Source organism: Paraniabella aurantiaca (assembly GCF_050309965.1).
Taxonomy (GTDB): domain Bacteria; phylum Bacteroidota; class Bacteroidia; order Chitinophagales; family Chitinophagaceae; genus Niabella.
The window spans coordinates 1,067,347-1,079,039 of record NZ_JBLOSY010000001.1; the positions used below are offsets into that span (position 1 = coordinate 1,067,347).

General features: G+C 44.0%; 8 protein-coding genes. 6 read left to right on the forward strand and 2 right to left on the reverse strand.

The window, feature by feature from the left end; all coding sequences use genetic code 11:
* Positions 1-228 precede the first annotated feature (228 nt).
* The 4 genes from ACLOAU_RS04760 to ACLOAU_RS04775 all read left to right on the forward strand — a co-directional run bounded on the left by ACLOAU_RS04760 (position 229) and on the right by ACLOAU_RS04775 (position 5,720).
* On the forward strand, positions 229-1,779 hold the full coding sequence (locus ACLOAU_RS04760; RefSeq protein ID WP_427860703.1) for an ankyrin repeat domain-containing protein: 1,551 nt from the start codon (positions 229-231) through the stop codon (positions 1,777-1,779).
* Between the two features lie 9 nt (positions 1,780-1,788).
* Entirely contained in the window at positions 1,789-2,268 is a 480-nt protein-coding gene (locus ACLOAU_RS04765; protein WP_427860704.1) for a DUF2271 domain-containing protein, read from the forward strand.
* A gap of 74 nt (positions 2,269-2,342) precedes the next feature.
* A complete protein-coding gene (locus ACLOAU_RS04770) occupies positions 2,343-4,532 on the forward strand; it encodes a PepSY domain-containing protein (protein WP_427860705.1) in 2,190 nt (729 codons plus the stop codon).
* 198 nt (positions 4,533-4,730) lie between these two features.
* Complete coding sequence (locus ACLOAU_RS04775) at positions 4,731-5,720, forward strand: FAD:protein FMN transferase (RefSeq protein ID WP_427860706.1); 990 nt, start codon at positions 4,731-4,733, stop codon at positions 5,718-5,720.
* Here ACLOAU_RS04775 and ACLOAU_RS04780 read toward each other — a convergent pair.
* Positions 5,717-6,661, reverse strand: coding sequence for a LytTR family transcriptional regulator DNA-binding domain-containing protein (locus ACLOAU_RS04780; protein ID WP_427860707.1), 945 nt, complete (start codon positions 6,659-6,661; stop codon positions 5,717-5,719). The genes ACLOAU_RS04775 and ACLOAU_RS04780 overlap by 4 nt on opposite strands.
* 196 nt (positions 6,662-6,857) lie before the next feature.
* Here ACLOAU_RS04780 and ACLOAU_RS04785 point away from each other — a divergent pair, with 196 nt between their 5' ends.
* Positions 6,858-9,227, forward strand: a complete 2,370-nt coding sequence (locus ACLOAU_RS04785) for a TonB-dependent receptor (protein ID WP_427860708.1) — start codon at positions 6,858-6,860, stop codon at positions 9,225-9,227.
* 71 nt (positions 9,228-9,298) lie between these two features.
* Here ACLOAU_RS04785 and ACLOAU_RS04790 read toward each other — a convergent pair whose 3' ends face one another.
* Positions 9,299-10,882 carry a glycoside hydrolase family 28 protein gene (locus ACLOAU_RS04790; protein ID WP_427860709.1) on the reverse strand — a complete coding sequence of 528 codons (1,584 nt, stop codon included), beginning with the start codon at positions 10,880-10,882 and terminating at the stop codon, positions 9,299-9,301.
* Between the two features lie 262 nt (positions 10,883-11,144).
* Between ACLOAU_RS04790 and ACLOAU_RS04795 the strand changes: the two genes are divergently transcribed.
* Positions 11,145-11,651: a hypothetical protein gene (locus ACLOAU_RS04795; protein WP_427860710.1), complete on the forward strand. Its 507-nt coding sequence runs from the start codon at positions 11,145-11,147 to the stop codon at positions 11,649-11,651.
* Positions 11,652-11,693: the final 42 nt, after the last annotated feature.

Below are 11,693 nucleotides of genomic sequence, written 5' to 3' on the forward strand. Positions count from 1 at the left end.
CTGCACCCTCATGCCCCCCGCCGTTGACTCCTGCCAGATTAGTTGACGACTTCACAAGGCATTTAAACATCATCTTATTGAATACCAACAATTTATTTCAATTCAGATTCTTCCGGTCTACGTCCTAAATTTTCCGTATTTCGTAACCTGCCCGCCGCCAACAGGTTTTACCTTTGCGTTTCAATTTTCCTTTACAGGAAACCAGAAAAAACATTGAAATAAGTCAACATGAAGCAAATATTTTTGAGCGCATTCACGCTCCTTACTATTATTTCTTACGCCCAGCCAGGGGGTGGTCGCCCGGGAGGCCCTTCAGCAGCTCAATCAACCAATACATTGATGAGCCCTGATTTCTGGAAAACGCAACCGACGGTGGACCAGGTAAAAGCGGAAATCGCAAAAGGCAATAGTCCCTCACAACCCGACGCTGCTTCATGGGATCCCACAGCGAGAGCGATCTTAAATGAAGCGCCCCTGGAAACCATTAAATTTATGGTGGAGCAGGAAGGCAATGGCGTAAAGAAGAAAACACACCACAGTGCTTCTTACTTACATTGGGCTGCATCCAGGGGCAATATAGACCTGATCAACTACCTGATCGAAAAAGGGTCAGACGTACATCTTAACGACAGCCACGGTACTTCCGTTGTGGCTAATGCGCTTACGGGAGGGAGTAAAAACATTCCGGTATTGGAAGCCCTGTTTAAAGCCGGAGTAGACCCTAAAAAAAGATACGATGATGGCGCCACCTTATTGTTAATGGGTGTTGCGAATGACAAAGATTTAAGCCTGTCTGATTACCTGGTAAAAAAAGGGCTATCCTTTAACGATAAAGATGAGTATGGCAGCACTGCAGTTGACTATGCCGCAAAACTAGGTAACCGCGATATCATGCAAAAGCTGATGGCGAAGGGTCTTAAGCCTACTAACCGTGCATTGTTCTTTGCTACACAAGGTTCGAGGATGACTCAAAATGGTATCGAGGTTTATCAATATCTGGTAGAGCAGTTAAAACTGGATCCAAAAGCTATCAATTCTAAAGATGGCGCTACCATTTTACACAACCTGGTACGTCGCCCTAACAAAGAGCTGATTGACTACTTCCTGGCCAAAGGTGTTGATATCAACAAAAAAGACAGTGAAGGCAATACCGTGCTGATCAATGCAGCAGCCGGAAGCGATGCAGCGCTGATTACAACCTTACTGGCTAAGACTTCCAATATCAATGCAGTAAACGATAAGGGCGAATCGGCTTTAACCAAGGCGGTTGCCAATGGATCGGCAGAAGTGGTGAATTTGCTATTGCAAAAAGGCGCTGATATTAAGGTGGTAGATAAAGATAGTCATAACCTGGCTTATCACTGGTTTAACTCCTTCAGGGAAGGCAGACCCGGCGGCCCAATGGGGGGTGGCCAGGCACAACCACAGGGTGATGATTTCGCTGAGAAGCTCGTTATATTAAAAAGCAAAGGCCTTGATATAACAGCTCCGCAGGGTGATGGCAGCTCACTGTTTCACCTGGCAGTAGCCAAAGAAAATGCGGCCCTGATCAAAAAAGCAGCGGAACTGGGTGCTGATATTAATGCGCAGGACAAAGAAGGAGCCACGGCATTACATAAGGCGGCATTAATTGCCAAAGACGACCAGATCTTAAAATCCTTAATTGCATTAGGTGTAAAGAAAGATCTGAAAACAGGATTTGAAGAAACAGCTTATGACCTGGCGAAGGAAAATGAGTTTTTGAAAAACAACAATGTCTCTATAACTTTTTTACAATAAAATATAAACATGAAATTATTTATAAAAAGCATAGTAGCTATTGGTTTGTTTTTCATTAGCCCTGCATGTATGGCGCAAACCAGCTCCTACAAATGCATGATACAGATGAATAGTTACCAGGGCGAAAAAGCTTACGTTATTATATCATTGATCAATCCTAATGGAGCATACGAAAAAACGCTCAGGGTGATGGGTCCGGATAAGCAATGGTTTAATACCCTGAAAGAATGGTATAAGTTCCAGACCAAAAGCAAAGAAAAGATAAGCGCTGTAACCGGTGCTTCTATAGGCGGTGGCGATCGTGCTGTAGTGACTTTGGCAATCGACAGCAAAAAAATAAATGCCGGCTACACCCTGCGTTTTGAAACTGCTGTAGAAGAAAAGCAATATCACACCAAAGATGCAGAAGTGCCTTTAACTACCGCAGGCCTGGCGGCAAAAACAGATGGTAAAGGTTATATCAGGTATGTGAGGTTTAGTGGTAGTTAAAGGTTAGAGAAAAGTTGACTGGTTTACTGGTTAACAAGTCAACAAATTAACTAGTTAACCATTCATAAATAACGATGATCATCTCCATATGGAGATATAGCCACTTAACACTGGCTATATCTTCTTTTTTATTACTGACAGTTGCATCCGTAACTGGTATTTTTTTAGCATTTGAACCGGTTATTGAAAAATCGCGTGACTATAAAGCTACTGGCTTTGATACGCTCACTTTAGCCCAAACCGTACCCTTATTAAAGGAAAAATTTCCCGGTATACAGGAGATATCAGTAGACGACCACAGTTTTGTTTTGATTAAATACGCCACTGAAGAAGGCGGCGATAAGCAGGTATATGTGGATCCTGCAACGGGCAAGGTATTAGGTACACCTACGGAAAAACTGCCGCTATTCCAGTGGATGACCACTTTACACCGCTCGCTGTTCATACACGAAACGGGAAGGATTCTAATGGGCATAACCGCCTTTCTACTCATACTGATTGCGGTGTCAGGCATCTTCCTGGTAGTGCAAAGGCAGAACGGTTGGAAAAACTTCTTCTCTAACGTAGAAAAAACCGGCTTTGCTCAGTACTATCATGTAGTATTGGGCCGGTTATCACTATTTTTTATCCTGGCTATTGCACTCACCGGAACCTATATGGCGGTTTACCGGTTTATGCCAACACCGGGCAAAGCCAGCGCCCTGGTTGATGAAACACAAATCAGGGAAGAGCCTTTAAAGAATCTGGTTGATTTCACGGTTCTCCGCGAAACCGCGCTTACCAACCTTCAGAAACTACAATATCCTTTCTCCGACTTCCCGGAAGACTATTACACTGTTCAGCTAAAAGACCGCGAACTATGTATCAACCAGTTTACCGGCGATGTACTTGCCCAACAGAACTATACCCAAACCTATCAATTAGCTAATTTCAGCCTGCGCTGGCATACAGGCCGGTCGGGAACTATCTGGTCGCTATTGCTCGCGCTGGCATCCGCTTATATACTGTTCTTCATTTACTCCGGCTTCGCCATTACTTTAAAACGCAGGCGTAGCCGGTCTAAAAACAAATTCAAAGCTAAAGAGGCCCGTATCGTTATTCTGGTAGGCTCCGAAAACGGGGGTACTTTTAAATTTGCTGATGCCATTTACACACAATTGATCAGGCACGGCGAAAAAGTATTTTTAACCGACCTTTCTAATTTTACAGCATTCCCCAATGCCGAGCACTTGATTGTTATGACCAGTACCTATGGCCAGGGTGATGCGCCCTCCAATGCGAAAAAACTGGCGGATCGAATAAAACAAAATCCGCAAAGCAAAAGCATTCAATATGCTGTTATAGGTTTCGGATCCAGGAGTTACAGCCAGTTTTGTCAATTTGCATTCGATGTGGAAAAGCTATTGCAAAACACTACATGGGCAAAGGCAATCCTGCCTGTTTATACTGTGAACGATAAATCGCCCCAGGACTTTAGTGATTGGATAACGGAGTGGACCCGCAAAACTGGCTTTAGCATGATCATGCCCCGCGAATTACTGGAACCCAATACCGCTGATTTAAAAAAACTTTTAGTAACCAGCCGCACCAACCTAGATGAGGAATCCAGCTTTATCATTCAGTTTAAATCTGCCCAACTAAAGCACGCTATGTCTGGCGATCTGCTGGCCATTTATCCCAGGAATGACCATCGGGAGCGACTCTATTCAATCGGGAAGGTTGATAAGAATATCCAGCTAAGCATTAAGCTTCACGAGCATGGTTTAGGCTCTTCTTTCCTTAATAATCTACAACAGGGTGACGTCATGAAAGCAAAACTGGTGAAAAACCAGCACTTCCGTTTTCCTAAGATGGCTAAAAAAATTATCATGGTATCCAACGGAACGGGCATTGCACCCTTCTTAGGTATGATCAGTGAAAACCGCAGGAAAATTCCCATTCAACTTTATTGCGGGTTTCGTAACCGGTCTTCCTTTACTTTGTATGAACCTTTTTTAAAAGAACAGTTGAGCAAGAGGAGTCTCGCCGGGCTCAACCTGGTATTATCGCGGGAAGAAGAAAAAGAATATGTAAGCCATCGTTTATTAAGAGATAGCGATGCGGTTTTACAATGCCTGAAAGAAGGTGGCGTCATCATGCTTTGCGGATCTTTATCGATGCAGAAAGATGTACTTGAGATTCTCGAAGATATTTATAAACCTGAAGACAACCTTAGTACAGAAGTGTTGCTTAAGCAGGGTAGGATTTTGACGGATTGTTATTAGTGAGCAGCCATACAGTGTATTAACCGGGGAAAACATGAGAAATGGAGATGACGCGGAGATATCAGAAAGTTCCATCATGCTTATTCGTTTAACAATATTATTTTTACTGGCAATGTGGTTTCAAAGGCTTGCAGCTGCATAAAGAACAAGGCTGAGACGACAAATAACAGGTCTTGCGTTTTATAATGATCACGATTAATGATACGTTTATTTCTTTTACTGGCTTTAGTTGTAGCGGCAGGAGGCAATAGCTTTTCTCAGGTAAAGCGTACCCGCGATGCCTTCCTGATGGGCGGACGTTTCGACATTACTATAGTAGCTAAAGACTCGCTTACTGCCGAACAATATATCGATACGGTTATTGCAGAAATATCCAGGATTGAATACCTGATCTCCGACTGGAAGCCTGAAACCCAGGTTTCCAGGGTAAACCAGAACGCAGGCATACGACCAGTGAAAGTAGACCAGGAAGTATTGGAACTCACCGAGCGCGCCCTGAAGATCTCCGAAATCACAAACGGCGCTTTCGACATCAGCTTTGCTGCTATGGAAAAGATATGGAAGTTTGACGGAACCATGACTACCATGCCATCGCCGGAAGCTGTAAAAAAAGCCCGGCAAAAAGTGGGTTATAAAAATATTATCATCAACAAAGAAAGTTCGACCATCTTCCTAAGATTGCCCGGTATGAAAATAGGTTTTGGTGCACTGGGCGAGGGCTATGCTGCTGATAAATGCAGAGCTATGATGCTGGCAAGAGGCATCACAGCCGGCCTGATCAATGCAACCGGGGACATACAGGCCTGGGGTAAACAACCCAATGGCAGGCCCTGGCGTATCGGTATTAATGATCCGTTTAAAAGTAACGACCTGGTGGGTGCCATAGCCGTCAACGGTGCTATCACTACGTCAGGCAGCTATGAAAAATACGCCCTGATAGACGGCAAGCGTTACACACATATCATCAACCCCGCAACCGGGTATCCGGCCACAGGCCTGACCAGTGTAACCATTACGGGACCTGACACAGAAATGGCTAATGCCTTCAGTACTTCTATTATGGTTTTGGGGAAAGACGCGGGGCTGAAACTACTCCAAAATTTTCCGGAGTACAAAGCCTTTATGATCACTGACGCCGGAAAATATATAACCAGTCCCGGTTTTAATATGGAAAAAATTAATCGCTAATTCACCTGGTGCTGCAGTTCCGCTAGCTGTCGATAGCCGGGAATATTACTTCTCGACACCGGTACCTGCTGGTCCATCAACTCAACAGAAAGCTTTAATCCCTGCGCATTACCATCTACACGGGCCACACGTTGCACGTTTACCAGCCAGCTTCGATGACTACGATATATATACGCAGCATCACTCACCTGTTCGGCAATATTGGTAAGCGTATTGCGCAACAAGGCACTCTGCAGCTGATCGTCTGCCTCCCAGAAAACATTTACATAATTGTCCAGGGCCTGAACCGCCAGTAAATTGTCGTGCAATAATTCGAGCTTTTCTCCCTGGTTTTCGCCCATTAATATAATGGGCGCCTTGTGATCGGGTAAAGGTGTAGTAAAATTCTGATGTGCTAAACTCCCTGAAGAGGAGGCGCTGTATAAATTTCCATCCGAAATTATCGTTTGCTGTTGTACTAATTGAGACAGTTGGGTAGCCGCTTTAAGGTTGTAACGCAAATGCTGGTTATAAGCAATGAGCTCTGCCACAACTACGGGTAACACACCCAACATTAGCACCCATTTTAACATCACAAACCACCACCATAAAGGCAAAACAGTTTGATGCATCAACTGGGTTACATAAACATTCAATAATGTGATACCAATCATTAACAACAGGTTCCAAAAAATTTGTCTGCCCAGGGTCCATTTCTCGTCGTCCAGTCTTGGGATTATCCACTTACTAAATATCCATCCGCCACATAAAATAACGGCACCCGTAGCGGCTCCATATACCAGGGTAACATATAGTAGCTTTGGGGTATCAAACAGGTTCAAACTAAAAGGCTGGAACAAGAGGAGAAAAAGAAACACAAACAAACCGAATCCGAGTCCCCGCAGCCGGTACCATTTCCAGGTATTGATTGGGAAAGGCTCGCTTAAAATTTTCCAGTGCATGATTTTTGGAGGGTTACTGAAACAACAATTTTCTATACAGCGCTGACAAAGCTATTAATTATGAGGGATTTGACCGCACCGTTCGTCCCGAAATGCCATTTACCCCTTAGAGCTTGCTATCTGCCCCTAAAAAAGCCCGGCCGGTTACAGGAAAACTAGTTTTGCGGAAATCAAAAAATCACTCCAAAAACAAAAAATGATGTGGCCAGGAAAACTAAAAAGAAAAACATGTTTACTATTACTAATATTTGTATCAATAGCGCTTGTTACGCATGGCCAGGAACAACATCAAACCGTGAGAGGCAGGATCGTTGACCAGCAATCCAAAAAGGGGCTGGCGCAGGTATCCGTACTGATTGCAGGTACTAATTTAGGGGCTGCCACCGACAGCCTGGGTTATTTTTCTATACAACAGGTATCTCTTGGGCGGGTAAGCCTGAAAGTCACTCATATTGGTTATGAGCCTGTGCACCTGTTCAACATCGTTGTTGAAGCGGGGAAGGAAGCGATTGTTAATATTGAATTGCTCGAAAAAATAGGGGTATCGGAAGAAGCAGTATTGGTTACCGGTAGACATGAAAAACTGGCGGCTCGGCAAATGGCCACAGCAAGTTCTATGGAATTTAACGCAGAAGATACCCGCCGGTTTGCCGGCAGCCGTAATGATGTGGCCCGTATGGCGTCCAATTTCGCCGGGGTCAACAGCCTGAATGATGGCAGTAACGACATCATTATCCGTGGCAACTCACCACTTGGTTTATTATGGCGTTTGGAAGGCGTGGATATTCCTAATCCCAACCACTTTGGCAGCCTGGGCGCCACGGGCGGGCCCGTAGGCATGCTGAATAATAATGTTATTGGTCAGTCTACCTTTTACACAGGGGCATTCCCGGCTCAGTTTGGGAATGCTACGGCCGGCGCTTTTGATCTGAGCCTGCGAAGCGGCAATAACAGCAAAAGAGAATTTACAGGCCAGATCGGCTTTAATGGTCTGGAATTGGGCGCAGAAGGTCCATTCAACAAGAAGAGCAAAGCCTCTTACCTGATTTATTACCGGTATAGTATCCCCGGACTGATCAGCTCATTAGGCTTGGATGTAGGTACCGGCGCTGCCATTCCGGCTTACCAGGATATTAGTTTTAAGGTGAATCTACCTACAAAAAAAACCGGACAATTCACACTGTTTGGGATGGGAGGCACCAGTAATATTGATTTTAAAGGAGAACTGAAAGACACAGCTAATTTCTATAATGATCCTTATAGCAATTTGTACAATGCTACAAAAATGGGCGTTGTAGGTATAAAGCACAGTTATTTTTTCAATAACACTACCTCTTATACTTTAACTGTAGCGGCTACAGGCACTAATGTCACCACCAGGCAGGATTCATTGGATACGGAAAGAATAGCTCATAAAAACTTCAGGCAAAATGGCAATGAGTGGCGGTACCTCGTCAGTTTAGTAGCAAATAAAAAGTTTTCGGCCAGCGACAGGCTCACTGCCGGTATTACCGTCGACCAACTGCATTACAGCTATAATGATAGCAGCAGGAATGCCGATTACGGTTTTATTCCTTTTGCGGTTGAAAAAAACCATACACAGCTATTACGCGGCTTTGCGCAATGGCAGCACCGTTTTAGTTCGCGGCTTACACTGAATACAGGAGTGTACAGCCAATACCTGGCGCTCAACAGCAACACTTCAGTCGAAGGCCGCCTGGGGCTCCGGTACGCGCTTACGGCAGCCGGCGTCCTTACCCTGGCGTACGGCAAACACAGCCAAATGCAATCACTTATGAGCTATTTCCACGAGACCAGAGCAGGAGATCAATATATACAAACCAACCGCGACCTGGATTTTACCCAAAGTCATCATATGGTGGCCGGCTGGGAAAAAGCTTTAAAAAATAATTGGAAGTATAAACTGGAAGCCTACACACAATTGTTGCGTAAAGTACCGGTGGAACAAAGATTGTCTGACTGGTCGGCCCTTAATGTAGGAGCCGGGTATGGATCGGGACTGGAAGACAGCCTGGTCAACAAAGGATCCGGCACCAATTATGGCCTGGAATTAACGGTGGAAAGACCTTTTGCTGAGGGGTATTACGCATTGGCAACCGTTTCTGTATTTGATTCGAAATATAAAGGAAGCAATGGTATGGAACACAATACTGTATTTAACGGGAACTATGTAGCCAATGCCCTGGCAGGAAAAGAATGGAGCCTTGCCGGGATGCATACCATCGGTGCTGACCTGAAAGTAGTTACTGCGGGAGGCAGAAGGTTCACCGCAATCGATGAGGCTGCTTCGAAAGTTGCCGGCAGGGTTATTTATTACGAGTCCCGGTCATTTGAAGAAAAAACACGGGCCTATTTTCGCCTGGATTTTAAGCTTACGTATCGCATGAACAATAAGGGATTTATGCAGGAGTTTTTTGTGGACTTCCAGAACGTAACCAATCATAAAAATATATTCAATCAATGGTACGACAGCCGTTCGGGTACCATCCGTACTCAAAATCAGTTGGGTTTCTGGCCTAATTTCAATTACCGTATACAGTTTTAACCAATAGCATGCAAAACCCCGGAGTACAGAGTTTCCGGGGTTTTAATATTTTGCGTTAACCGATCTACCTGCTACCATTTCGCAACATCCCTTGTATTTACCAGGGTCTTGTCTACTTTGATATTCTTACTGCCCAAAACCTTGAGAAATAATTTAGTGTCAGTTGGATAAAGAGATTTATTGATCTCAATATTGCTACTGTTATCCACCAATACCACCGGGTCTTTTTGTTTACTCTCGAATGTTACATGATCAAGAACAATCCCATCAGCCAGGATCAGCTCTGCGCCTATATCTGTAATCAGCTTTGTATTTTTAATACGAATGTTTTGTATAGCTGCCTCTGGTAGCCCGCGTACAAAAATGCCTTTCTTTGCTCCATCACAAACAATATTTTCAAACTCCATATCCCTGAAAACAGGTGTGCCTTCTCCAAAAGTAGTATCTATTTTTCTCACACCATCTGTGGCGAATGTTACCGCATAATGCATATCAAAGAAAATAGCTTCCTGGTCTATATTGCGCATCTGGATATTGCGGGCATAAACCTTTTCTACCACACCCCCACGGCCACGCGCCGATTTGAATCGCAGTCCTTTATCGGTTCCAATAAAAAGGCAGTTTTCTATAAAGATATTTTTAGTACCACCACTCATTTCGCTACCTACTACTACTCCACCATGCCCTTTATACACCAGGTTGTTCCTGATGATTCCATTCTGAGTAGGCATGCCGCGTTTGCGCCCTTCCTCATCTTTGCCCGACTTAATACAGATAGCATCATCACCCACATCAAATACACAATCTTCCACGATAAAATTTTTGCAGGACTCGATATCCAAACCATCTCCGTTATGTGAATAGTCCGGGTTCTTAACTGTTACATTCCTGATGATCAGATCCTCGCTCATCAACGGATGCAGGTTCCATGCGCCTGAGTTCTGAAAGGTGACACCTTCCAGCAAAATACGTTTGCACTGCGTAAGCACCAGTAAGTTGGGTCTTAAAAAATCCTTCATGTCGGCATAGTCGCTTAAGGGCTTACCTGGTTCGAGCAGCATACTTCGCTTACTCTCGCTTACCTGTTTGAATTGTTCTGAAGGATACCATTTTTTGCCATCCGTACTTAAAACTCCACCAGACTTTACCCTGGCATTCCAGAATGATTCAGTAACCGCAGATTTGGTTAACCCCCTCCATATATCGCCATTGCCATCTATCACACCACCACCCGTGATTGCAATATTCTCTGCATTTTTGGCCCATATGGGCGACTGGTTACGTGCTGAACTTCTGCCCTCATAACTACCGGCTACTATTTCATACTTTGTTTTATCGTCTGTAAACAGCAGCATTGCGCCTTTTTGCACATACAGGTTTACATTGCTTTTCAGCTCCAGTGGGCCGGTAAGCCAGATACCAAATGGCACTACCACTACCCCACCTCCATTGGCATTGCAGGCTTTAATAGCCTTACTAATGCTTTCCGTATTCAATATGGTTCCGTTAGATACTGCTCCATACTTTACTATATTAAAACTGTCTTTTTTAAACGAGGTTGGCTTTACTTCAGGTAATTTACTCCAGCTAAACTGTGCATGAACCGTTGTAGAAAAAGCAGCAAGGGTGATGGCTGCAAAAATGTTTTTGATCATTTCACTTTGTTTGTTAAGAAAAACCGGAATCGGTTTCAATCGATGACAGCTATGGCAAACCAACCGGAATTGATTCAAAAATAAACGATTCACGGGCTACAGCCCTTACAAAAAACGCAATCGATTGCGAAAGAAATTATTCCCCGGGCATCCTTACTTATCTTGTTATTTAAATAAACTAACAGTTATACCTTATTGATTCTGAATATCCTTATCTTTCGGGCATACTTTTTGAAATTCTTATTTCTTAAAAAAATTAAAAATGAAACAATTATTTATAATTGCTGCCATTGCCGCATTTTCTTTTACAGCCTGCAAGTCTAAATCGACGGAAACGGGCGAAGCGCCGGCTACTGCCAGCCAGTATTATGAAAAAGTAGCAGAATTGGAAGAAACCATGTCTGAGCCATTGTTAACAACAGAAGCTGCCATAAAAGCAAGAGGCGATAAAAAAGATTTTGAAGGGATAGCCCGGTCTGCCAAAGCAATGGAAGACACTGTTGATCTCAGGATCAACGCATTGAAGAAACTGGAACCTGTTGGAAAAGGAGGCGAGGATTTTAAGCTGATCGCCACCCGTTATTTCGAATATATCAAAAGCATTTATACTGCCTACAAGAAAATAGGTGAAGCGAAAACCGAAGAGGAAAGAATGAAGGGGGCTGATGAGATGACCAATATTATCAACGGTCAGGCCGCAGTGATGGCCAACCTGCAATCGGCTCAGGCTAAATTTGCCGCTGACAATGGATTTACGATCAATCAATAATTGTGCTGATTCCCCCGAATAAATATGTTGAGAAGCGGCTTC

Excerpts from the sequence above, each read along its gene's own strand:
- ACLOAU_RS04760 (WP_427860703.1), top strand. The coding sequence starts at position 229 with ATGAAGCAAATATTTTTGAGCGCATTCACGCTCCTTACTATTATTTCT.
- ACLOAU_RS04765 (WP_427860704.1), top strand. The coding sequence starts at position 1,789 with ATGAAATTATTTATAAAAAGCATAGTAGCTATTGGTTTGTTTTTCATT.
- ACLOAU_RS04770 (WP_427860705.1), top strand. The coding sequence starts at position 2,343 with ATGATCATCTCCATATGGAGATATAGCCACTTAACACTGGCTATATCT.
- ACLOAU_RS04775 (WP_427860706.1), top strand. The coding sequence starts at position 4,731 with ATGATACGTTTATTTCTTTTACTGGCTTTAGTTGTAGCGGCAGGAGGC.
- ACLOAU_RS04780 (WP_427860707.1), bottom strand. The coding sequence starts at position 6,661 with ATGCACTGGAAAATTTTAAGCGAGCCTTTCCCAATCAATACCTGGAAA.
- ACLOAU_RS04785 (WP_427860708.1), top strand. The coding sequence starts at position 6,858 with ATGATGTGGCCAGGAAAACTAAAAAGAAAAACATGTTTACTATTACTA.
- ACLOAU_RS04790 (WP_427860709.1), bottom strand. The coding sequence starts at position 10,882 with ATGATCAAAAACATTTTTGCAGCCATCACCCTTGCTGCTTTTTCTACA.
- ACLOAU_RS04795 (WP_427860710.1), top strand. The coding sequence starts at position 11,145 with ATGAAACAATTATTTATAATTGCTGCCATTGCCGCATTTTCTTTTACA.